This is a genomic window from Pantoea sp. C8B4, assembly GCF_051336905.1.
GTDB lineage: Bacteria > Pseudomonadota > Gammaproteobacteria > Enterobacterales > Enterobacteriaceae > Pantoea > Pantoea rwandensis_B.
Window position 1 is genome coordinate 89,708 of the sequence record NZ_JBGMNK010000013.1, and the last position, 20,736, is coordinate 110,443.

General features: G+C 47.2%; 26 protein-coding genes and 2 pseudogenes. 5 read left to right on the plus strand and 23 right to left on the minus strand.

Going from position 1 to position 20,736, the window contains the following annotated elements:
- The first annotated feature begins 27 nt into the window (after positions 1 to 27).
- Together zntB and ACCW76_RS16150 are read left to right on the plus strand one after the other, a co-directional pair.
- Entirely contained in the window at positions 28 to 1,011 is a 984-nt protein-coding gene (zntB, locus tag ACCW76_RS16145) for a zinc transporter ZntB (RefSeq protein WP_034821343.1), read from the plus strand.
- A gap of 306 nt (positions 1,012 to 1,317) precedes the next feature.
- Complete coding sequence (locus tag ACCW76_RS16150; RefSeq protein WP_167347098.1) at positions 1,318 to 1,464, plus strand: hypothetical protein; 147 nt, start codon at positions 1,318 to 1,320, stop codon at positions 1,462 to 1,464.
- Between the two features lie 52 nt (positions 1,465 to 1,516).
- Here ACCW76_RS16150 and ttcA read toward each other — a convergent pair whose 3' ends face one another.
- Genes ttcA through xisR form a run of 3 tightly spaced genes read right to left on the minus strand, consistent with a single transcriptional unit; the run spans position 1,517 to position 3,957 of the window.
- Positions 1,517 to 2,452, minus strand: coding sequence for a tRNA 2-thiocytidine(32) synthetase TtcA (gene ttcA, locus ACCW76_RS16155; RefSeq protein WP_436339169.1), 936 nt, complete (start codon positions 2,450 to 2,452; stop codon positions 1,517 to 1,519).
- 48 nt (positions 2,453 to 2,500) lie between these two features.
- Positions 2,501 to 3,739, minus strand: a complete 1,239-nt coding sequence (locus ACCW76_RS16160) for a tyrosine-type recombinase/integrase (protein WP_436339170.1) — start codon at positions 3,737 to 3,739, stop codon at positions 2,501 to 2,503.
- Positions 3,740 to 3,741: 2 nt separating this feature from the next.
- A complete protein-coding gene (gene xisR / locus ACCW76_RS16165; RefSeq protein ID WP_436339171.1) occupies positions 3,742 to 3,957 on the minus strand; it encodes an excisionase family protein in 216 nt (71 codons plus the stop codon).
- 133 nt (positions 3,958 to 4,090) lie between these two features.
- Here xisR and ACCW76_RS16170 point away from each other — a divergent pair.
- A pseudogene (locus tag ACCW76_RS16170) lies at positions 4,091 to 4,755 on the plus strand (SOS response-associated peptidase family protein).
- Between the two features lie 91 nt (positions 4,756 to 4,846).
- Here the strand turns inward: ACCW76_RS16170 and ACCW76_RS16175 are convergent.
- The 20 genes from ACCW76_RS16175 to ACCW76_RS16270 all read right to left on the minus strand — a co-directional run bounded on the left by ACCW76_RS16175 (position 4,847) and on the right by ACCW76_RS16270 (position 18,964).
- Positions 4,847 to 5,380: a hypothetical protein gene (locus ACCW76_RS16175; RefSeq protein ID WP_436339173.1), complete on the minus strand. Its 534-nt coding sequence runs from the start codon at positions 5,378 to 5,380 to the stop codon at positions 4,847 to 4,849.
- Between the two features lie 102 nt (positions 5,381 to 5,482).
- The gene (locus ACCW76_RS16180) at positions 5,483 to 5,965 is read right to left on the minus strand and encodes a hypothetical protein (protein WP_436339174.1); all 483 of its coding nucleotides are present in this window, start codon (positions 5,963 to 5,965) and stop codon (positions 5,483 to 5,485) included.
- Positions 5,966 to 6,315: 350 nt separating this feature from the next.
- Positions 6,316 to 6,849 (minus strand): hypothetical protein, encoded by a 534-nt coding sequence (locus tag ACCW76_RS16185; RefSeq protein WP_436339173.1) that lies wholly within the window; start codon positions 6,847 to 6,849, stop codon positions 6,316 to 6,318.
- A gap of 102 nt (positions 6,850 to 6,951) precedes the next feature.
- Complete coding sequence (locus ACCW76_RS16190; protein ID WP_436339174.1) at positions 6,952 to 7,434, minus strand: hypothetical protein; 483 nt, start codon at positions 7,432 to 7,434, stop codon at positions 6,952 to 6,954.
- 113 nt (positions 7,435 to 7,547) lie between these two features.
- On the minus strand, positions 7,548 to 8,000 hold the full coding sequence (gene afaD / locus ACCW76_RS16195) for an AfaD family invasin (protein ID WP_436339176.1): 453 nt from the start codon (positions 7,998 to 8,000) through the stop codon (positions 7,548 to 7,550).
- A 12-nt stretch (positions 8,001 to 8,012) separates the two neighbouring features.
- Positions 8,013 to 10,499 carry a fimbria/pilus outer membrane usher protein gene (locus tag ACCW76_RS16200; protein ID WP_436339177.1) on the minus strand — a complete coding sequence of 829 codons (2,487 nt, stop codon included), beginning with the start codon at positions 10,497 to 10,499 and terminating at the stop codon, positions 8,013 to 8,015.
- Positions 10,500 to 10,538: 39 nt separating this feature from the next.
- Positions 10,539 to 11,297 (minus strand): fimbria/pilus periplasmic chaperone, encoded by a 759-nt coding sequence (locus ACCW76_RS16205; protein ID WP_436339178.1) that lies wholly within the window; start codon positions 11,295 to 11,297, stop codon positions 10,539 to 10,541.
- Positions 11,298 to 11,679: 382 nt separating this feature from the next.
- Positions 11,680 to 11,829 carry a hypothetical protein gene (locus ACCW76_RS16210; RefSeq protein WP_436339180.1) on the minus strand — a complete coding sequence of 50 codons (150 nt, stop codon included), beginning with the start codon at positions 11,827 to 11,829 and terminating at the stop codon, positions 11,680 to 11,682.
- Positions 11,830 to 11,865: 36 nt separating this feature from the next.
- A complete protein-coding gene (locus tag ACCW76_RS16215; RefSeq protein ID WP_436339181.1) occupies positions 11,866 to 12,120 on the minus strand; it encodes a hypothetical protein in 255 nt (84 codons plus the stop codon).
- Between the two features lie 185 nt (positions 12,121 to 12,305).
- Positions 12,306 to 12,521: an ANR family transcriptional regulator gene (locus ACCW76_RS16220; protein ID WP_436339183.1), complete on the minus strand. Its 216-nt coding sequence runs from the start codon at positions 12,519 to 12,521 to the stop codon at positions 12,306 to 12,308.
- 22 nt (positions 12,522 to 12,543) lie between these two features.
- Positions 12,544 to 13,623 (minus strand): RecT family recombinase, encoded by a 1,080-nt coding sequence (locus ACCW76_RS16225; protein WP_436339185.1) that lies wholly within the window; start codon positions 13,621 to 13,623, stop codon positions 12,544 to 12,546.
- Positions 13,623 to 14,447: a PD-(D/E)XK nuclease-like domain-containing protein gene (locus ACCW76_RS16230; RefSeq protein WP_436339186.1), complete on the minus strand. Its 825-nt coding sequence runs from the start codon at positions 14,445 to 14,447 to the stop codon at positions 13,623 to 13,625. Before ACCW76_RS16230 ends, ACCW76_RS16225 begins: the two co-directional genes overlap by 1 nt.
- Complete coding sequence (gamL, locus tag ACCW76_RS16235) at positions 14,438 to 14,731, minus strand: host nuclease inhibitor GamL (protein WP_436339188.1); 294 nt, start codon at positions 14,729 to 14,731, stop codon at positions 14,438 to 14,440. The genes ACCW76_RS16230 and gamL overlap by 10 nt, the downstream gene beginning before the upstream one ends.
- Entirely contained in the window at positions 14,728 to 14,913 is a 186-nt protein-coding gene (locus ACCW76_RS16240; RefSeq protein ID WP_436339189.1) for a hypothetical protein, read from the minus strand. The genes gamL and ACCW76_RS16240 overlap by 4 nt, the downstream gene beginning before the upstream one ends.
- 92 nt (positions 14,914 to 15,005) lie before the next feature.
- The gene (locus ACCW76_RS16245) at positions 15,006 to 15,428 is read right to left on the minus strand and encodes a pentapeptide repeat-containing protein (RefSeq protein ID WP_436339191.1); all 423 of its coding nucleotides are present in this window, start codon (positions 15,426 to 15,428) and stop codon (positions 15,006 to 15,008) included.
- A 218-nt stretch (positions 15,429 to 15,646) separates the two neighbouring features.
- Complete coding sequence (locus tag ACCW76_RS16250) at positions 15,647 to 15,871, minus strand: hypothetical protein (protein WP_436339193.1); 225 nt, start codon at positions 15,869 to 15,871, stop codon at positions 15,647 to 15,649.
- A 68-nt stretch (positions 15,872 to 15,939) separates the two neighbouring features.
- Complete coding sequence (locus ACCW76_RS16255; RefSeq protein ID WP_436339195.1) at positions 15,940 to 16,566, minus strand: pentapeptide repeat-containing protein; 627 nt, start codon at positions 16,564 to 16,566, stop codon at positions 15,940 to 15,942.
- A gap of 16 nt (positions 16,567 to 16,582) precedes the next feature.
- Positions 16,583 to 16,789 (minus strand): ParE family toxin-like protein, encoded by a 207-nt coding sequence (locus tag ACCW76_RS16260; RefSeq protein ID WP_436339197.1) that lies wholly within the window; start codon positions 16,787 to 16,789, stop codon positions 16,583 to 16,585.
- Positions 16,790 to 17,125: 336 nt separating this feature from the next.
- Entirely contained in the window at positions 17,126 to 17,392 is a 267-nt protein-coding gene (locus ACCW76_RS16265) for a hypothetical protein (RefSeq protein WP_436339199.1), read from the minus strand.
- A gap of 930 nt (positions 17,393 to 18,322) precedes the next feature.
- On the minus strand, positions 18,323 to 18,964 hold the full coding sequence (locus tag ACCW76_RS16270) for a helix-turn-helix domain-containing protein (RefSeq protein ID WP_039327976.1): 642 nt from the start codon (positions 18,962 to 18,964) through the stop codon (positions 18,323 to 18,325).
- A gap of 112 nt (positions 18,965 to 19,076) precedes the next feature.
- On the opposite strand from ACCW76_RS16270, the gene ACCW76_RS16275 reads away from it, so the two are divergent.
- On the plus strand, positions 19,077 to 19,286 hold the full coding sequence (locus ACCW76_RS16275; RefSeq protein WP_039327978.1) for a helix-turn-helix transcriptional regulator: 210 nt from the start codon (positions 19,077 to 19,079) through the stop codon (positions 19,284 to 19,286).
- Between the two features lie 539 nt (positions 19,287 to 19,825).
- A pseudogene (locus ACCW76_RS16280) lies at positions 19,826 to 20,736 on the plus strand (hypothetical protein); the annotation flags it as partial.

Here is a 20,736-nt window from a genome sequence, read left to right on the forward strand (position 1 = left end):
TATTGATTTTGATAGTGAGGCGAGTCAGTGAACGTCATTGAAGGAAAAGCGCTAAAAGTATCGGATGCGATTATCTCCTGCCAGCTGGACGGCAAAGGCGGGGTGATACCGATTGAAGATAAAGATGTGATCAACTGTGAGCGCCCATGCTGGTTGCATCTGAACTACACGCAACGGCAAAGTGCCGAGTGGCTGCAAAATACCCCATTGATCCCCGATTCCGTGCGTGATGCACTCGCGGGCGACAGCATGCGTCCACGCGTCACTCGCTTAGGCGATGGCTTTATGATTGTGCTGCGCAGCGTCAACCACAATGCCGATTCACGCCCCGATCAACTCGTCGCCATGCGCGTGTTTATCAACGATAAAGTGATTGTTTCCACGCGCCGGAGAAAGGTGTATGCCATTGATGAAGTGCTGGCCGATTTGCAAAACGGTAACGGCCCGGTGGATGGCGGCAGCTGGTTAGTGGATGTCTGCGATGCGCTGACCGATCACGCCAGCGAATTTATCGAAGAGATGCACGACAAAATCATCGAGCTGGAAGATGCGCTGATGGATCAACAGGTCCCGGCGCGCGGTGAGCTAGCGCTGCTGCGTAAGCAACTGATTGTGATGCGTCGTTATATGGCGCCGCAGCGTGATGTTTATGCCCGTCTGGCGAGTGAAAAACTGCCATGGATGAATGATGACGATCGCCGCCGCATGCAGGACGTTGCCGATCGTCTGGGACGCGGCCTGGATGACCTCAATGCAGGCGTAGCGCGAACGGGGATACTGGCCGATGAAGTCGCGTCTTTGCTGGCAGAATCAATGAACCGCCGCACCTATACCATGTCGCTGATGGCGATGATTTTCCTGCCTGCGACATTCCTGACAGGATTGTTTGGCGTCAACCTTGGCGGTATTCCAGGTGGTAGTTGGCCGCTGGGCTTTACCGCGTTCTGCGTACTATTGCTGGTGATGGTGGTGGGCGTGGCGATATGGCTCAAACGGCGCAACTGGTTGTAATGTAAGGCTCAGGTTATAAGCGTTAACCCGCTGTTAAATAAAGTGCGGCAAGCAAAAAAGCGGGAAAAACCTGATCGATATCAATAAGTGGATCGCCTAACAGGGGCAAACTCTCTCTCGCAGGTGAATGCAACGTCAAGCGATGGGCGTTGCGCTCCATATTGTCTTACTTCCTTTTTTAGAATTACTGCATAGCACATTTGATTCGTACAACGCCGGCTAATCCGCCGGCTTTTTTTTGCCCGCTTGGCTTGGCCGCGCTTCATTACCTATGCTTTAAGGACATTCAGCAATAAGGAGCAGGGCATGCAAGAACTCATTGCGAGCGATCCCATTCCAACCGATCCGCCACCGATTCCAGAACCGATTCCTCATCCGCAGCCGATTCCGGAACCTGATCCTCCCTACGATCCCGAGTTTCCACCGATCATCGACCCGCCTCCCCATCGGTAATAAAAAAGGCGCAGAGCCGAAGCGCTGCGCCTGTTTTTAATTCGTCTGCCAATTACTTAATTTCTAACACATCCAGACGAACGCTCATTTCCGGCGCGTCTTCTTCGTCCGGCTGCCAGCCCGCAGGTTTCACCGGCAGTGTTTCGCGATCAAAGCCAATATCGCCGCCGTCGACCACTTCATCGCCGTGCTGGATGCCTTTAAAGTCGAACAAATTAATGTCCGCCATGTGCGAAGGCACAATGTTCTGCATCGCACTGAACATGGTTTCGATACGGCCAGGATAGCGTTTATCCCAGTCACGCAGCATATCCGCAACGACCTGACGCTGGAGGTTCGGTTGTGAACCGCACAGATTGCAGGGAATGATCGGATACTGGCGCGCTTCAGCAAAGCGGATGATGTCTTTTTCGCGGCAATAGGCCAGCGGACGGATGACAATATGTTTGCCATCATCACTCATCAGTTTTGGTGGCATGCCTTTCATTTTGCCGCCGTAGAACATGTTCAGGAACAGGGTCTGCAGGATATCGTCGCGATGATGGCCTAGCGCAATCTTGGTACAACCCAGTTCAGTGGCGGTGCGGTAAAGAATCCCGCGACGCAGTCGTGAACAGAGCGAACAGGTGGTCTTACCTTCCGGAATTTTCTCTTTAACGATCGAGTAAGTGTCTTCGTCGACGATTTTATACTCAACACCCTGTTCTTCCAGATACGCGGGCAGAATATGCGCCGGGAATCCTGGCTGTTTCTGGTCGAGATTAACCGCCACCAGTGAGAAGTTAACCGGCGCGCTCTTCTGCAAATTGCGCAAAATGTCCAGCATGGTATAGCTGTCTTTACCGCCAGACAGGCAGACCATGATGCGATCGCCTTCTTCAATCATGTTGAAATCAGCAATGGCCTCACCCACGTTGCGACGCAGACGCTTCTGAAGCTTGTTCAGGTTGTATTGTTCTTTCTTCGTTACTTCTTGATTTTCATGCATTATTAACTGTCTCAGAAACCAAAAGGGGCATGCAGGGGGCAAGTCATTTCAGATCGCCAGTTTGCTGTTGAGCATATCAACCTGCTCGCCATTCATCTCTTCAATCCATGTCGCGTAGATTTCATACACCATCTGCGCGTTCTCATGTCCCATCTGATTCGCTATGAATGACGGGTTGGCGCCAGCCGACAAAAGCCAGCAGGCAAAAGTATGTCGCGTATGGTACGGATTACGGCGGCGAATTCCAGCACGTTTTACAGCCGCATCCCAGCGCGCACCGATACTGGATAACGAATAGCCCGGTTTTTGCTTACCATTCTTCATGCGCGGGATAAAAACGAACCGCACTTTTTCTTTCTCCGTCTTACCATATTCGCGATGGTGGATCACTATCATGGTCCTGGGCTGCAGCTCGGTCAGCAGACGCTGTGCTTTCAGTGCGTCGAGTGCCGGCTGCAGAAGCTTAATAACGCGGATGCCGGCAGCGGTTTTAGGTGGGCCATAAAGTCCCATTGCAGTGAGGTTGCGACGCACATGGATTGTACCGTTCTCGAAGTCCACGTCCTCCCAGGCGAGTGATGCCAGTTCACCATGGCGCATGCCTGAGAAAATAGCGAATTTCCACATATTCTGGCTTTGACCGGTTTCGCTTTGCATCAGCTGTTCAAACTCAGATTTTGAAAGCGGGTCAGGTTTTGGCCGGGACTTCTGCAGCTTTTTAACCCCCTCAAAAGGTTTGTTCTTTATGTATCCCGAGACATATGCAAAACGAAGCAGAGAATTCAGCAGCGAAACGTAGTTATCAACAGTTCGCACAGAACGACCGATTTTATTGGAGCGATCATTATGGCTGTATAAAGTTGAACCAGTCAGCAGCTCAAGTCGGTAGTTGAGAATATCACTGTGTCGTATGGAGGAAATGGGGGTTTCAGCATTGACCACGTGCAAAATCGTCTTCAGCTGGGACTTGGTTTTTCGCATGGTATTCGCGGTTAACTCGGTTTCTTTAATCCTTACCCATGCCTCGCAGAGTTGGCCCATCGTGTTTATCGAAAGAGTGGTGACGACTTCGCGAGCTTTTCGTGAGGAGGGGAACCGGTGATGATAATCAAATTCTCCCAGGTTGATTTCGCTGACAATGACAGCCCGCAGGTTACCGGCCTTTTTGATGTTGGCTGGCGTGTTCAACCATCCTTTGAGGACCTCCCGGCATCTTTTACCACGGTACATGAACCAGATGTAGATGCTCTTCCCTCTGATTTCTACGCCTGTAGGTAAAGCCGCCATGACTATGAGTCCTGAATAAATTTGTTTATTCTTGGATAGTTATACCAGGTAGTTCCACGTTTGCTGTCCGGATTTCCCTTTGGTGAGACACGTTTGAAATGAACACCTTCTATCCAGCAGTTCTGACGGTAACTTTCAATCTGTCGGTCATCCAAACCGGTACGCTGCGTGAGCTTAGCCTTTACCACCCATTCTTCATTGAAAATGATTTGAGCCATACGCTATCTCGATCTGAGTTTCGAATACTGAATGATTTAATTATTCCCCGGTGAGAAATGCTTACAGGTACTTGATTATTAATAGGTTATATATTATGAGTTTGTCGCGCTATCCTTAAAACAGGACGTGCCTATGTGTGGTCGATTTGCGCAGTACAGCAGCAGAGACGAATACTTTGAATCACTCGGGCTTAAGCCTGATGAAATCCTTTATGACCCGGAACCAATAGGGCGCTTTAATGTGGCTCCCGGTACCAAAGTGCTATTGCTCAACGAGCGGGATGAGGAGCTGCACTTTGACCCTGTTTACTGGGGTTATGGCCCTGAATGGTGGGACAAACAGCCGCTTATAAATGCCCCTGGCGAAACAGCTGCGACTGGCCGTATGTTTAAACCGCTGTGGAACCATGGTCGGGCAATCGTTCCGGTCGATGCGTGGTATGAATGGAAGCGAGACGGCGAAAAAAAACAGCCATACCTGATCTATCACAAAAAAATGAACCGTTGTTTTTCGCTGCCATCGGTAAAGCGCCTTACGATAAAGACCATGGCCATGAAGGCTTCGTCATTGTTACGGCAGCGAGCAACAAGGGTATGGTGGATATCCATGACCGACGCCCGCTTATGCTTACGGCAGATGCTGTACGTGAATGGCTAAGTGCAGAAACCAACCCGGAACGGGCGCAGGAAATTGCGCACGATGCCGCCTTGTCTGAGAATGATTTCTCATGGCATCCTGTTACAACCAGAGTTGGGAACATCCATAATCAAAGTGAAGACCTTATAGATGAAGTTTAAAGCGATAATATTGAAAAAATGAGAAATGAAGACCATGCTCAAATGGTCTTCGTCTGCGTTGAACATTAGCTTTCAGTGGTATGCTACGAAGTCATGAAATAAAGGCTGATGCATCAAGACTGATAGTGTATGTGTCAGAGGGAACATTCTGGTCCCCAAAAGGCCTTATTGAACCAGTCAGGGTTGTCATTTTATTATTAGTAATGATCCACCCGTCATCATAAATTTTTGTCGGTTTGTATGTTTCAGTCGTAATAATTACAGTAAGTATGTGCTTATTGTTATGCTTCCCTTTTATTTTTGCAATCGTTTTAGTCACATCACTATTACCTGGAGTCCAGCGCAGGCCTAATCGTGTAGGCGGAAAAACATCTATCTGGAAAGAAGCAAATATTGCAGCATGCTTAACTTCTCCACTATTAAGATCATTTCTGGGAGAAATTTTGATTTCCAGGGAGGTGGGTTGAGCAAAGACTAAATCAAAAGATTTATTCAAAGGCATCCCCAATTGCCATTCTACTTCACGCAGCGATGGATCAGAGCGTATAGGATGTGCATCAGCCAGCACGGGTTTGATGGGAAATGTACTTGTTAGGAATATCGCTATAGCTATATTGATTTTCAAAAAGATCACTCCCTAAAATATGCAGTCATTTCAGTTGTGGTTATTAATGATCGCATCCGTTAAGTAAAGTTCATAAAAGGCTGAAGTATTTCGATCATTCCCTTACGATGCAAAAAAACTGGCATCCATACTGACTGTATAGGTATCAGGTAGAACGAAATGGAAACCATTGATATGTATGTTTCCCGTAAAAAAAATCAGCTCATCTCTGGAAATTATCCAATTCTTGGTAGTAATAAAAGGGTCAACCGGGTCCAACTTAAGAGATAGTGTGTGGCTCGTATCATTCTTACCTGTAACGGTTACCTTATTGACACTGTCTACTTTACCGCTCCCTGGCGTAAAACGTACACCCAGCTTTGAAAGCACACTCGAATTGACAGTGAAACTCGCAACCCTGGTATCATTAGCATATTTACCTGCCTTTAAGTCCTTAGCAGGTGTAATTAAAAGGCTGATTTCTCCGGGGCTATGGAAGATCAAATCTGCAGACTGCGTGACCAAGTCACCAACTGGTTCTTTTGCCAATGCTGATAATGATGCAGTAACGAAGGTTATAATAACGGTCGATTTAATTAATTTCATTTCTTCATCCTTCTGATGTGGTTGTAAATGTTGTGTCGTTTCTTTGATACACGCCTGGCTGAGAATTTAGGTCGAAGACTTTTAGTTTCCAATGGCAAAAGCTTCCTGGTGGTTTAATTGATCGCTTTGGATCTGCATATAGCGGTTAAATCTATTAATAAGGTGCTGGCATCTGTAAACTGCTCACCCCGAGTTGATAAAATCAGTGTTGTATTATTATCAATTCCCATAAAAGATAAGCCTTTACCGGTCTGACTGTTTGGCTGCCAGTTCTCCCCGGAAAGTTTTCGTTAAGCCTCGTCATTCCTCCTTTATCATCGAACATTAGCTTTCAGTGGTATGCTACGAAGTCATGAAATAAAGGCTGATGCATCAAGACTGATAGTGTATGTGTCAGAGGGAACATTCTGGTCCCCAAAAGGCCTTATTGAACCAGTCAGGGTTGTCATTTTATTATTAGTAATGATCCACCCGTCATCATAAATTTTTGTCGGTTTGTATGTTTCAGTCGTAATAATTACAGTAAGTATGTGCTTATTGTTATGCTTCCCTTTTATTTTTGCAATCGTTTTAGTCACATCACTATTACCTGGAGTCCAGCGCAGGCCTAATCGTGTAGGCGGAAAAACATCTATCTGGAAAGAAGCAAATATTGCAGCATGCTTAACTTCTCCACTATTAAGATCATTTCTGGGAGAAATTTTGATTTCCAGGGAGGTGGGTTGAGCAAAGACTAAATCAAAAGATTTATTCAAAGGCATCCCCAATTGCCATTCTACTTCACGCAGCGATGGATCAGAGCGTATAGGATGTGCATCAGCCAGCACGGGTTTGATGGGAAATGTACTTGTTAGGAATATCGCTATAGCTATATTGATTTTCAAAAAGATCACTCCCTAAAATATGCAGTCATTTCAGTTGTGGTTATTAATGATCGCATCCGTTAAGTAAAGTTCATAAAAGGCTGAAGTATTTCGATCATTCCCTTACGATGCAAAAAAACTGGCATCCATACTGACTGTATAGGTATCAGGTAGAACGAAATGGAAACCATTGATATGTATGTTTCCCGTAAAAAAAATCAGCTCATCTCTGGAAATTATCCAATTCTTGGTAGTAATAAAAGGGTCAACCGGGTCCAACTTAAGAGATAGTGTGTGGCTCGTATCATTCTTACCTGTAACGGTTACCTTATTGACACTGTCTACTTTACCGCTCCCTGGCGTAAAACGTACACCCAGCTTTGAAAGCACACTCGAATTGACAGTGAAACTCGCAACCCTGGTATCATTAGCATATTTACCTGCCTTTAAGTCCTTAGCAGGTGTAATTAAAAGGCTGATTTCTCCGGGGCTATGGAAGATCAAATCTGCAGACTGCGTGACCAAGTCACCAACTGGTTCTTTTGCCAATGCTGATAATGATGCAGTAACGAAGGTTATAATAACGGTCGATTTAATTAATTTCATTTCTTCATCCTTCTGATGTGGTTGTAAATGTTGTGTCGTTTCTTTGATACACGCCTGGCTGAGAATTTAGGTCGAAGACTTTTAGTTTCCAATGGCAAAAGCTTCCTGGTGGTTTAATTGATCGCTTTGGATCTGCATATAGCGGTTAAATCTATTAATAAGGTGCTGGCATCTGTAAACTGCTCACCCCGAGTTGATAAAATCAGTGTTGTATTATTATCAATTCCCATAAAAGATAAGCCTTTACCGGTCTGACTGTTTGGCTGCCAGTTCTCCCCGGAAAGTTTTACGTTAAGCCTCGTCATTCCTCCTTTATCATCAGATATTGTGAATTCACCCGGCATTGACTCTACATCTTTAAAGGTATTCCATGCTTCCAGATTGCAGTTCTCACGCCTCCCCCAGAATTGTATTGTCGCCAGCACAGTATTATCCGGGAGCACACCTGCGGTTAAATGTGTCCTGGGGATTATTCTCATCTGAATTGCTTCAGCTATCGAGTATTGCAGCTGCAAGCTGATACTCAGTATTGATATCAAAAGATATCTTTGTGTCTTACGCGGCAAAATAAGCTCCTTTCATCGGCACTGTGCTGTTAAAAAATAAATGCCATTTGATAATTTACTTCTGGCGAGGTTGTAGTGGCATTTATATAAGGTCAGGTTCTTTTTGAAAGTGAGATCCCCCTCAGCAGGCAAACCTGTCATATAAACTTTTCCATTGTTATCAATTATCCCTTGATTGCCAGCCGCTGATTCAAGATGAACGATAGTGCCGAAAGGCACCTTAACTCCATCAAGGAACCGATTTGCGATAATAGCCTTTGCACCTACACTGGTATTGAATTTAACGGAAATAACGGCACCGGCTGTAGGCACAACTTTCCTGTCGGTGATAGTAACCTCGGCCTCGGGCGGCAAGGTTGCCGGATCCAACGAGAGTGTATTTTCGTGATAAGGGCTTAGATAAGGCTGTGCTGTAAAACCCCTGTAATCGGTAGAAATACCCGGCGTACCCGACACTTTCACACCTGAAGCGCCTCTTGCCTCGATTAGAGCATTAGTCTCACCAAGCGTTTGCGTTAACGTTAAGCCATGGCGGTGTACGACAAATCCGCCGTTCAAAGCGATTGAGCGCTGTTTATAATCACGGTCGTAACTGTAGCCACCCGAAATTTGCCCATAGGTACCAGTCCATCCGATGTTGATATCGCCATTATTTCGGCTGTCTGCGCTGGAAGATGTAAAGCGCTGGTCGACATTCCAGTTAAGGCGCTGATCAAACGCATCACCGCTTAATCCTGTTGAATGGCTGGCGTGGCCTGACGAAGCATGTGTGTAACGATACGAGGCGCGGGTATTGCCTCCGACCCATTGCTTAAGCGGCACACTCAACCAAAGACTGGCTATATGGTTTTTTCGATGGCGGTATTTACTCTGATTCGCTGACCAGTTCAACGACAAGGTTATTCCGTTTAAAGGAATAGAGTACCCAGCGTTAAAGCTGGTCTCAGGGTTGCCATTGTTCCAGTACGTCTCTTGGTAAGCGCCGGCGTTGAAGTAGCCCCATTTCCCTAGCCCCTGACTGATGGATATGCCCGTACGACTTTTCTTTTTGAACCTTCGTTGCTGGCTGAAGGACGCGTTATCCTTTCGCCAGCTGTCTAATGTCTCCCCGAGCGTCAGGTAGTTCGCCTGACTGAACTGGAAATTAACCAGTGAGAGCGAGGTCTTTGTCGCGACAAGCTCTTTGCTGTAACGCATGCGCCAGGATTGTCCACACATGATATTCTGGCCATACGGTTGTCCGCGGCTGAAAGCCACATCCGTGGAGAGTGCTCCCCAGTCACCCAGACTCAAACCTACACCCAGTGAAGATGACTGGTAATGCCGGGCCGCCTGAATACCGCCATAGAGGGTGAATCCTCCTGGCAAGCCATACATCGCAGTAGATTCGACTACGGGTGCCTGAACAACCCCTTTATCCGATGAACGATATTGGCCGGCCATCACGCTGTAACGCAGATATCCTTCTTTTATTGCCACAGCAGGGGTCTGAAAAGGCACGGTGAAAACCTGAGGGACCCCATCCGTTTCCCATACGGTGACCTGAAAGTCGCCCCCCGACCCGGTAGGATTAAAATCGGTCAGCGCGAAAGGCCCCGGTGCAACGATCTTGTTATAAAGGGTATACCCGTTCTGCCTGACCTCAACGCGTGCCTGCGTTCTGGCCACGCCACGGATAACCGGCGCAAACATATATTGACTTGAAGGAACCATGCGGTCGTCTGACGCGAGCATGACGCCGCGGAAAGGGACACCATCAAAAATCTCTGAAGGTGTATAATGCTCGCCCAGAGTCAGGCGGCTGTTCATGTCATTGATCCCACGTTCCAGATAGGTGTTGATGACCTCCCAGCGACCGGGGTTTCCCTTTGACTGATGCCAGTGGGTTGTATTTCGCAGACGCCATGCGCCAAGATTGGCCCCCGGATTAAGCTGAAGCCAGGAATAGTGTGATGTTCTTCCTGAGGGGCCACGCATCACACTCTGGCTCGAGCCCGCATGGTAGTTCAGTATGAAGGCGGGAATACCGTCATCCCACAGTGTTTTAGGTGCGATGCCGATGAGTCTGGGTTTGAGATACACCTGAGGAATGCTAAGAACCAGTGTCTGCTCGTTGAAAAGAAAATCGACCTTAGCACCCGGTATTCGGGACAGGTCAAACTGCCCGGTGCGAATTTCTTCGCGCGTAACCTTAAAACCCCCCATGCGGATCCCGTAACCTGAAAGCACATCGCGGTTCAGCAAGGGTACGAGTATCTGATGACCGTGTTTATCAAGCACCGATACGAAAACAAGGGCTCGGTAATCCACGCGCATTTCATTCAGTACAACGTCGACAGAGTAAGTGCCAGGGAGCTGACTACCTTGATTTAATAGCGACAAGTCGGCCTCGTTCCCGCCTCCCGAAACTAGCACAGGGCTAAAGGTGTAGGCCTTTCCCTGCGCCTGAAAAGCGGCCAGCGCAATACCTATTACAAGTATGGGTCTTGATACAAACATGAATCAGATCCTGACAAAAATTTAAGTAGCGAGTGAGTGCTAATTAAGGGGGGAGGTAAATTCCTGACTGTCCCCGCCATAATCTGTAATCAACCTCCAGTGCACCGGGCCATGGGCGGAATCGGGCAGGATGAGTTCCCGCTTCCCCATGGGCGGAACAAAATCCAGATTGTTCACACTCTCTTTGCCCAGCAGAACGCTTTTAAGATTGATGAAGAATGGCGTTGGATTAGTGACGGTGAGCGTTTTACCGGTTTTGACCCAGGTCAGGCTGGACGCAAAATCGTCAGGTGTGCCCCTCAGGGATGAGGGGCGGACAATAAGTTTTAGGCAGCTTTTGATGCGTAGCTGGGTCAAAATCGTGGCCTTTTTTCCGGTCTGTTTCTTCTTATACGCATCATCCGTCCAAGCGGAGTCCTGTTCTGGAGGGATACCCGTCAGGCACAGCCAATAAAGTGATTCCTTTTGGTCATCGTCGTGATTGCTGGTCGCGATGACTTTTATACGGCTTTGCTGATGTCCATCCAGTCGGAAAAGCGGCGGAGTGACAATAAAAGGGGCTTCTGACTTACGGTCATTCCCAATCACTTCTGACTGAACCAGCATGGGATAAGATTGCGGATTCATCACCGTCAGAGAGGCCCCGTTTGATCCAGCAGGATATATAAGACGTGTCGCGCCTGTTTTTACAGAAAAGCTCTGAAGTTCATTTTCAATCGGTACGTTTCCAGCTTGGGCAAGCGTCATGGTGCACATCATGGCCGCCATGAGGACAATGCAATTAACTTTTGCCATCATTTTAATATTCCTGAGGGTTTTCATTTCACCAGACTTAATGAAATGGGTTTCGTTAAATTCAATTCAATAAATGACCCGGCCTGCAATCATGTAGCGCCTCATTAATTTCTTCAACGCGGGGATAATAGGGTGCCCACTTCGTCTTTCTCCCATATTTACTATTACCGTCGTGAAGAGAGGAATAATGCATTCTTCGGCTCGTCCGCTTATAGCTTTATGATGATTGTCTCCAATGCACTTATCCATAGCGGAAAATTTACTATTAGTATTCACTTCGAACTGATGTTGATTGGAATTGAGTTGTTCAATCCTCTCACTGTTCTGTGAGATCAAACCGTTCGCATGTGAAATCACGTTCCGATTTGTGCTCATCTCGCCAGTGTTATTGCGGATTTTTATCTGTTTTTATTTCATCTTCCCCATTAATCATTGTGGTTTCCTCATTATTATCGATGAGTACTTTATGCTGACTGATTTTTTCAGTGTTTGTGTTAATGACGCGCCGGTTAATGTTGGCATTTCTCTCATTCATGCTTCTCCGTAGTTGAGTCCGGTAAGGAATCAATTTTCAATCGAATGCAATTTTGACATTCTTATAAAGGGGGTATAAATAATCATTTTTCCTTCCATGATTTGTCAGAAATCTCTCTGCTCCTTTTTTATTTAGGTATAACATATCTTCACTATCCATCCTTTTAACTCCCCAAGCTACTGGTGAAGCAATGATAGATAATTTTGCGGAGATATAAACTAATTGCTCCATAGGCTCGGAAGTTGTTTGTTCCAGTCGGTGATTAATGTAGTTTAATAAGGCTCTTTTCATTCATCCCTCCGGAATAAAGCTGCAAAATTCGAGTGATCTAAGGTTAGCTTGCCCATTTAAATGCATTGGTTGTGTTTGAATTCGGGAGAAATTAGCACTTAATGAAATATTCGTGAAGTCATTAAAATGAATTATTCTGAGTTTTCGCATTTGAAACCCTGGTGCGTGACATTAACTTTTATTTACTAAGACCAACCATTACGTAAAACACTCTGACAATACTGGCTGCGATGTTCTGACCATTCAGCATTAACCTGCCTCCTGGCCAGCATCATCGCTTTTAACCAGAGTTTCCCGGCTCTTTCGTATTCACCAAAACCTTCTGCAATGGCAGCTGCTTCAGCGACATAATAATACCGGTTATTACGAACAGTTCTTCTGACACTCATTCCCTGGCTCATTTTAATACCTGTATTCACTAAATTATTTCAGACTGGCTGCTTCTTCGATTTCGGCTTTTCTCACCAGAAAGACATCGGTTGCCTTTTCAAGCAATTCTGGCGTAGCAGCCAGAACCTTTGATGCGTAGGCATAGCACCGGGCCACCGCGCTGACGGTTTCCGCGTTCATCGCAGCCTCACAGAAATCGGCCAGCAATTTATCAGGGGTCCGCTCCTGATTATCCTCTTCTGTCTGTTTGGCTTTTGATGTCCTTGCGGGAAGTGGAGTTGGTTTTGGCACAGGAACGACAGGTTGAGGTGCTGGTGAGTTGGGCGGTAGCGCCGGCGGCGGTGTTTCGGAAGCACTTTGTTCAACACCAGATACTTCGGCTTCGCTGTGTTTACCGACGCCCTCGGCTTCCTGTCTGGACTGATTAATCATCGCGTTCAGGTCGGTCGATTTCGCCGGGGTAATATCCCTTTCAGCAGGCCGTGCTGTGTCGATTTCGTCTGGTGTATAAACGCCCAGGATAACATCCGGACAATGCAGCCTTGCCCACCGTTTAACGGCGAGGTAGGCCAACTGTTGTTTCGGGTCACTCGCCCACAGTGTTGAGTTGCGCACCTGTGCCTGTGATAACAGGATTTCTAGTTCGCGTGGCTGCTCCTCATTTTTCATCGTTGCCCATACACGAACACCACAGCCAGTTTCATCTGCGAGTGTCCAGCCGGGGGCCGCGTACTTGTTTCCCTTAGATGAGGTTCTTTCAACGAATTTGCCAATGACATTTTCCCAGGGACCAAACCATGCGTACTGAATGCGATCGCGGGTGGGGGCCATGGTGGTGATGACGGCATTAACCAGCTGAGCCTCATAACCCAGCACACCGTTAACCATGAAGGTCTTCTGGGCCACAGCAAACGGGTTCAAGCGCCACTGCACTGCCTGCATTGTAACGGCAAGGCAGTCAGAGGCTTTCCCGGCGAGGTGCGCTGGTACAGTCACCCGGCTGCCGGCCATTATCTCAGCGAAGCGAACCAGCTTATCCAGGGCTTCCGGGCTGAATATGGTTGCGGCCGTGCTGGTGTTATCTGACATGGGGTCCACAAGTTGATTCTGCATTATTGATTCTCCTGTTTGCGTGCCCAGGCCGGGCGTTGAATTGTCTCAATGCCACCCCAGTAATCGTTGAGCCGACAGTGGTGGTAGGTGTTGAGATTCTGGCGGAAGAGGTTTTTACCTGAATGCATGTCTTCGTCATCCAGTTCAAAAACTCTGACGGGGTAACGGCCGCAGTCGATCGATTCACTGATGGCAATAAAAACAAACTGAGGGTACTCGCCAAAACAATTGTTAAAACCTTCGCAGTACATCGCGGCCTGCACGTGGTAGCGGAACTCCTCGATGTGACGAGAGAAGCGGGACATGTCTGCAACTTTCTTCACATCAATGATGACAGGGCGGTCGGACAGGTATTTATCCGGGCGAATTCTGCAAAGCTCATCTGTTTCATTGTCCCTCCAGTAAATCGATGATTCGCAGAACCCGTTATGTTGCAGGAGGAATTTTGCAGCATGGTGTGCCAACGCACTGTCACGCATGAGCAGGAGTTTGCGCCCCTGTTCTGCATCCAGCACGGTCATACCCATCCGGCTACTGTCATCCAGAAACTCCTGTTCCTCCTCTTTTCCCTTATTGGTGCGACGGTTAAATGAGGGCGCGACGACATACCGCCTGTCAAACTCATCAGGTTCCAGCAGAATGCAATGCAGGGCGCTGCCCATCTCAAGTGCTGCGGTTTTTTCCGTATCGACAGGGGCATCTTTACGCCATTTATAAATGGCAGGGTTAAGCGCTACATCATCAAGCTGTGACTTACTGACGCCTGGGCCCGCGTGATAATCCGCGTTGCTGATGTCGTGATACACACCGGGTTTTACTGGCATGTTTCCTCCCATTTCAGCAACACCCGCAGGTCATAATTTTCATTTGCCTGGAGGTAAGCGAGGTTGAGAATGAAATCCTGATACACTGCGTTTGCACTGGCACCGGTGCAGCACTGACTGGCCTGCGGGTGCAGTTGAGAAGGACGAAATTCACTGAGTTTGTCTGGAAAGCAGGTGAGCAGGCGGGCGGCTTCATCGTCGATCCATTGTTCCTTCTCAATGGCTGCCTGCTCTGCCGCATCGAGTTGATCCTTCCGGCGTTCGAGCTGGATATAGGGCATCATGGCTGCCCCTCCTGAAGAATCATTTCGGTCAGTCGATCGGTCAGAACCTGCAGTAACGGTTTAGGCGGTTTACGACAGAAACTGTCACTGTTCAGAATGTTTTTACGGCTGAACTCGACAGATCGAATGGGATGAAAAGGGCGTGCGCAGGCGGCATCGCCCCTGATGCGTTGATTCATCATGGGTAAGGTTCCTGTCAGTGGGTTGGGCCAGGGATATTGCTGTGAAGAAAAGGGCTAAGTGAGGTTAAAGGGGGGCAGTTCTGGATTTTTATTCAACGTTTGATAACGAAGATTTCAATTACGACCATCTTCGGGTGGGCTTTTGCGTTGTTGTCAGGTAACAGGGCACCTTCGGTCAGAGCACCCTGCAAATCTGCACCTGCAAGTCTGGCTGTGCGCATATCTGCATTACGCAGATTCGCAGCCATCAGACGTGCGCGGCTGAAGTCGGTGTTGTTCATACTGGCGCCGGAGAGGTTGGTAAAAGGCATAAACGCGCCGCACAGGAGAGTGTTGTTCAGACAGGCGCCCTGTAAATTTGCACCAATCAGAATGGCACCCGTGAGGTCTGCCTCATTTAGTGGCGCATCTCTCAGGTCAATAAAACTCAGATCGGCGCGTTTTCCATCCAGGCCATTTGATCGTAACCATGCTTCATGGGCACGCAGTTCAGTTTCCAGTTTTGATGGGTTCATGATGTTGATCCTTTGGTTGGGGGGACATCAGCAGCAGTAAGAGAGCGACCTGCCAGATTCATTGCGTCAGGTCGGATGGGTATAGGATGCAGGGAACAACGGTCCTGCTGACGCAGACCGTAACGTTTAAACACGCCTGAATCAGATGACTGACCGTGACGACAGTGCGGAAGGTTTACTGGCTGAAAGAGGGTGAGTAATACAACGAAATGAAGCATTCATTTAAACTCTTCACGCCTGGCTGCTGCACGGGCTTCAAAAATGGCTGGTTTATCACCTGAGATGACCGTTCTCAGGCAAAAGAGCCCTGAGGTGGTGACAGTTGCACCTGGTGCAGCGCTAATCGCTGCATCAGTCACGCGGGCATGAGACAGCAAACGCAAAAGACAGGATTTAATGACGAGCATGGAATGTTCGCCATTGGTGATATAAGTGATTTTCACAGGACAACTCCGTGTTGGATATTCAAAGATAAGAATGGAAGGGTGCGCTAAAGCCAGTCTGGTCTTTCTCATTTTCCCGTATAAAAGTCCAGTATGTCGAGCAACCTAGGATGGAATTTTATTGCGCGTTCGCCATCCATGGATTCAATATCGTGTTGCCTGAATCGTCGCCAGTCTTCAATTTTATGGACCTGACAACCTGCACTTAACGTAACGCCATGCGTAATCTGAATTCGGTACTCTTCACCGAGAATGAGCCAGGTGTCAGCGGGTAACCGCGTGCCGAACAAATGAGCGCCTTTAAGGTTGGTTCCCGTTAAATCAGCGAGGTGAAGATTGGCATTATGAAAATCAGTGCAGAAAAAGGTGGAATAACTCAGTGAGGCATATTCAAACTTAACATGTGAGAAATTCGCTCTCTTCAGATTGCATCTTTTTAAAACAGCATGACGTAGTTTCGTCCGACTAAAATTACAGTTACTGAGGTCGCATTTAGAAAATATATATTTCTCAAGATTGCTGTTATAAAAACTGATGTTGGATAAATTCCGGTAGTTAAGTACTAATCTTTTTCCACCTTCACCTGCAGACTTGAGCCAGACATGATGTTGCTCAAGTAACGCCGATAATTCACCCTGACTCATTGCATTCTCGGAGGACGTGAAGGAATGACTTAAGGTTGAAAGATCCAACATATTCCTTAGTTCCTTTTCAGATTTCTTTGTCATAATCGGCATGGCTGAGTAACACCCACTTTCTGCCTCCGTTTTTTGAAAGAAGTCGCCAGGAAGGGGTCACGCAGAATGAAAGATAGCCATGCCGGATGGTACGTCTTGGTTTTATTTGTCCCAGACGCCATTGCCTGAGGAGACAGCGTGCCCGAATGCACACGCGCTGAGGTGCCCTATGTTTATTCATGGTTGACTACCCAGTCCTCTGCGCATGCCGCAGCAAGTTTTTGGGTGAATACCCAGTCGACACCTTCGCAGAAATGGACAAATCTCCTTGAGCGTTTCAACGAACTGGCTGTGAAGATATGCCAGCCCTCTCTGAATGTGTAAATCATGTATTCTCCGCTTTCCAGGTAAAAAAAAGTCCCGCCTTTGGCGGGACAACAGTGTTCAGGGCTCTTTTTCACCAGACGATGAGGCTGAATGGCGTTTGTTATACTTTCCGATTTTGTGGTGTCAGACGAAATACATCACGCGTTATTTATAGCGGATAATGGTGTTCATTAACCTGAATAAATAGCAATTACTGATCTTGCTCAGATTCATGCTGCTGTTCACACCCGCAGCATTTAGGACGTAAGTCAGGGTGTACCGCATACAGGGGTTCCAGAATTTCACTGATAATATTATCAAGCGAGACCTGCACTTTCTCCATGTAGTCCTCTGACTCCTCTTTAGATACTTTTCCCTCAGCTTCATACTCATAAATATTACCAACTGAGATGCTCAGTTCACGCACAACCATTAAAACCGATTGTTTAACGCTGACTGCTGCTTCGCGATTTTTCATAGGTACTCCTGGGTTGATTAAGCCTGTTCAGGCTCAGAATGTGGGGGACTAACGGATTTAACAACGTGAGGTAAATACTGCTGGTGGATTTCACAGCCAGTTGGACATTTAACTAGGGCGAAAAAAATCCCGCACGAGGCGGGAAAGTATTACAGGTATGCAGGTGGACGGCCTGATACCGTACGCCCGGCAAGTTGGGCTAAATCGCTATTGCGATATGACTAGACGAGGAGTCAGAATTACTTCCTGACGAAGCATTTATAATCTAATCGTTATTCATTTTGCTGAATAAATTCAACTTCTCGCTCATTTCACCTCTGAAGATTTTTATTGGAAGAGGATATAAGTCAGGCCTTGTTTGTTTTCATTAAAAATATCGATAAGCAAGGCGATTTTTGTTTATGAGGTTTACTTTGCCTAAAACAGCTACGTCGAACATCACGAATCCTTGCCAGCTCAAAATCACTGGCATTGCGATGATAAGTCTTGATGTGAGTCAGAGGTGTACGTGGGTCGAAGCGTCTGTTACAAAGCGGGCATACAACGGTAGTGTGTTTCATGCTTCCTTCTCCAACAAAGGACATGACACTGGTTAATGCCATGTCTTTTGTTGCGAGATAGGGTGGGTTTTGCCTCTTCGGGATATCGCACTCCTGTGCTCCTCCCGCCCGACTTTACTGTGCCGTGCAGACTAACTCCTAATGCGTTAGTTCGAGCGTTTCCGTTCCGCTGAATCTAGAATCACATCATGTGATCGGTTTAGTCAACACGTTTTGCATTAAAAATTTTTTGTTCACGTTTTGTCTTTGAAAGATATGTGATTTTAAACTAGATGAAACCCAGCGTGTGGGTTTCACCTTATTGGGGGGAATTTGCAGTTCGAAATAGGTGTCAGGAGGGGCGTGGCGGGGTGAGGTTATTTTGTGGTCTTTAAAAAAAATCATCATCCCACTGAGCTTTTACCACTTTTCCTAGTAACCGGCAGCTTTGATCGATCTCAATGCTCTGATATCTCGCGGTTGTGTTCATAGGCTCAAGCCATTGCTTACCATCTTCAATCACAAATTTTTTGAAAGCTACTTCCGTTTTATCGTAAACAACGCAGACACAATAATCACCTGTCTGGATAGGTGCGTCAGGATCGACTAGCACCAGTATCCCTTCAGGAAAACTTGGCTTTACTCCGTACGGTGAACTCATTGAGTGACCCGAAACTTCAAACCAAAATGACTTCTTTCCGACACGCTTGGTTGAGGGGTGATACTTAGTGTTGTTGTCCAAATCGCTCACCCCACCGAACTCTTGGCGGAGTATCTGATCTTTAGTAAGTAGTGGGTATTCATGTTGTTTATAAACCGTACTTGAATCATCTCCGAACAAGATAAATGCTGGCGTGACCCCCAAGGCCAGGGCAAGTAATGTTGCATCTTCTGCGTTTACCTTACGTGCACCAATCTCATAATTTCCTAATCTGGAAGGCGCATCCCAGCCGCACTGTTTTGCTAACTGAGCCTGACTAAGCCTTCTTGATTCTCTTAACGTCCTGATTCTTTCACCGATTTCGTTGTACATCGTTATCTCTTTAAATGCGAATACACATATCGTGAGTATAGCAGTATCACAACACGCTTGAAAATATGATCACAATTTGTGACACTAATTGTGTGATTAAACCGGAGGTATTATGAACAACCTTGCTTTAGTACGAAAAAAAACAGGTATCACCCAGTTACAGTTAGCCAAAGCCATTGGCTGGGGGCCATCTCGCATTGCTAACTATGAAAGCAACATCAGAACACCAAGTCTTGCCAATTGTCGTTTGATTTTAAAAGGCTTAGAGAAGCTTGGCTTTAAGCACACACTTGACGAGGTTTTCCCACCCAAAGAAGTGTAAATACAGCAAAACCTTAACTGATGTTCAGGCGTCGCAAAACATCATTAGCGCTTTCGATAATCATCATTTTGGAGAGCGCTGTTCCCTAAAAACATTGCCAGGAAATTATCAAATGGACAGAGCAAATACACGCAAATCAGATGGGACGAGTGTGCATGGTCGCCATCTACTCACTTTGGCGCACAAGGCCCTGCTACGAACACGTCAAACTGAAGTTGCCCGCCGACTGAACGTGGCCGACTCCACAATTCTCCGTCGAACAGAAAAGTATCCAGAAATCATGGAAACGCTGGCAGCAAGTGGAGTAGAGGATTTTGTGTTAAGGGGGGAGATGAAAGTGCCACTGGATCAATATCGATGGCTGCTCACCGTGGCTATTCAGTTTGCCGAGTATGAGCTGGAACGCACCAAAGAGAAAACCCCGGACTGCTGTAACAGTACCGGGGTTTAGTGCAGAACAGTTTCGTCAGAAACCATCTCGATTATGTCAGCAGCAGCCGTTTAAGTAAACGGCTGCAATTTGAGTTTAGGACCAGGAAATGAACGCTGAAAAAAAGAACATACCAGCAGCTCCTTCTTACCGTTCAAAGGCGCATTTGTTGGCGCAGCATCTCCCGGCGTTGAACTGCTCAGAAGGTGAAGAATATGACCCGGCAATGCAAAAGCGCTTACGACAGGAAGCAGTCCGTGACCATCAATATAATACTGTAACCGGGCTGGTGGAGTTCTGGTCTGCTGCGAAACATCATGTCCGAAACGGCGTGATACCGGATGCTGATCTCTCTTATGTTGATGCCATCGCGGACTATCCCGGTTTTGGTCACGCCATGCAAATGGTGGGGTGGATTAAATATGACAAAAAGAAAAACTGCCTATTGATACCAGCAATGAAAAGGGAGCAACTGAAGGCGGAAGTCCAAAAGGCGCAAGCTGCAGTGAGACAAAAGCGTCACCGGATGAAGCTTAAGGTCAGAAACTGGATTATTGAAGGAAGAAAGGCTGCTGCTGAACTTGCTAATTGCTCGCGTTTTAAAAATGAGAAGGCCGTTACCAATAATGATGTGGCCTACGATGAACACGGAAGAATGACCCGACTTGGCTCGGTCATCATGAATGGAAACGAGATGCAGGTCTTTTTCACTTCTCCCCGACACCGTTTAAGAGACCGGCATGGCAGCCCAGCCGGGGCATCTAATAAAACGGTCGGTGGTTCAGCCGTCATTCCGAACATCGCGGAAAGCATTACGGTCGTTGCCTCAGACGTTACTCCGCAAGTCGCGGAAAGCGTGACGCACGGTGATTCAGGCATCACTGCAAGCGTTACGGAATGCGTGACGCAGGATGATTCTGGCGTCACTCCGAGCGCTGCGGACAGCGTTACGGAACGCGTTACGGTCGGTGCCTCAGACGTTACTCCACGAGTCGCGGAAAGCGTGACGCACGGTGTTTC

Coding starts and splice junctions, on each gene's coding strand:
- ACCW76_RS16150 (WP_167347098.1), top strand. CDS start 1,318: ATGCAAGAACTCATTGCGAGCGATCCCATTCCAACCGATCCGCCACCG.
- ttcA (WP_436339169.1), bottom strand. CDS start 2,452: ATGCATGAAAATCAAGAAGTAACGAAGAAAGAACAATACAACCTGAAC.
- ACCW76_RS16160 (WP_436339170.1), bottom strand. CDS start 3,739: ATGGCGGCTTTACCTACAGGCGTAGAAATCAGAGGGAAGAGCATCTAC.
- xisR (WP_436339171.1), bottom strand. CDS start 3,957: ATGGCTCAAATCATTTTCAATGAAGAATGGGTGGTAAAGGCTAAGCTC.
- ACCW76_RS16180 (WP_436339174.1), bottom strand. CDS start 5,965: ATGAAATTAATTAAATCGACCGTTATTATAACCTTCGTTACTGCATCA.
- ACCW76_RS16190 (WP_436339174.1), bottom strand. CDS start 7,434: ATGAAATTAATTAAATCGACCGTTATTATAACCTTCGTTACTGCATCA.
- ACCW76_RS16200 (WP_436339177.1), bottom strand. CDS start 10,499: ATGTTTGTATCAAGACCCATACTTGTAATAGGTATTGCGCTGGCCGCT.
- ACCW76_RS16205 (WP_436339178.1), bottom strand. CDS start 11,297: ATGATGGCAAAAGTTAATTGCATTGTCCTCATGGCGGCCATGATGTGC.
- ACCW76_RS16210 (WP_436339180.1), bottom strand. CDS start 11,829: ATGAATGAGAGAAATGCCAACATTAACCGGCGCGTCATTAACACAAAC.
- ACCW76_RS16215 (WP_436339181.1), bottom strand. CDS start 12,120: ATGAAAAGAGCCTTATTAAACTACATTAATCACCGACTGGAACAAACA.
- ACCW76_RS16220 (WP_436339183.1), bottom strand. CDS start 12,521: ATGAGCCAGGGAATGAGTGTCAGAAGAACTGTTCGTAATAACCGGTAT.
- ACCW76_RS16225 (WP_436339185.1), bottom strand. CDS start 13,623: ATGCAGAATCAACTTGTGGACCCCATGTCAGATAACACCAGCACGGCC.
- ACCW76_RS16230 (WP_436339186.1), bottom strand. CDS start 14,447: ATGCCAGTAAAACCCGGTGTGTATCACGACATCAGCAACGCGGATTAT.
- gamL (WP_436339188.1), bottom strand. CDS start 14,731: ATGATGCCCTATATCCAGCTCGAACGCCGGAAGGATCAACTCGATGCG.
- ACCW76_RS16240 (WP_436339189.1), bottom strand. CDS start 14,913: ATGATGAATCAACGCATCAGGGGCGATGCCGCCTGCGCACGCCCTTTT.
- ACCW76_RS16245 (WP_436339191.1), bottom strand. CDS start 15,428: ATGAACCCATCAAAACTGGAAACTGAACTGCGTGCCCATGAAGCATGG.
- ACCW76_RS16255 (WP_436339195.1), bottom strand. CDS start 16,566: ATGTTGGATCTTTCAACCTTAAGTCATTCCTTCACGTCCTCCGAGAAT.
- ACCW76_RS16260 (WP_436339197.1), bottom strand. CDS start 16,789: ATGAATAAACATAGGGCACCTCAGCGCGTGTGCATTCGGGCACGCTGT.
- ACCW76_RS16265 (WP_436339199.1), bottom strand. CDS start 17,392: ATGAAAAATCGCGAAGCAGCAGTCAGCGTTAAACAATCGGTTTTAATG.
- ACCW76_RS16270 (WP_039327976.1), bottom strand. CDS start 18,964: ATGTACAACGAAATCGGTGAAAGAATCAGGACGTTAAGAGAATCAAGA.
- ACCW76_RS16275 (WP_039327978.1), top strand. CDS start 19,077: ATGAACAACCTTGCTTTAGTACGAAAAAAAACAGGTATCACCCAGTTA.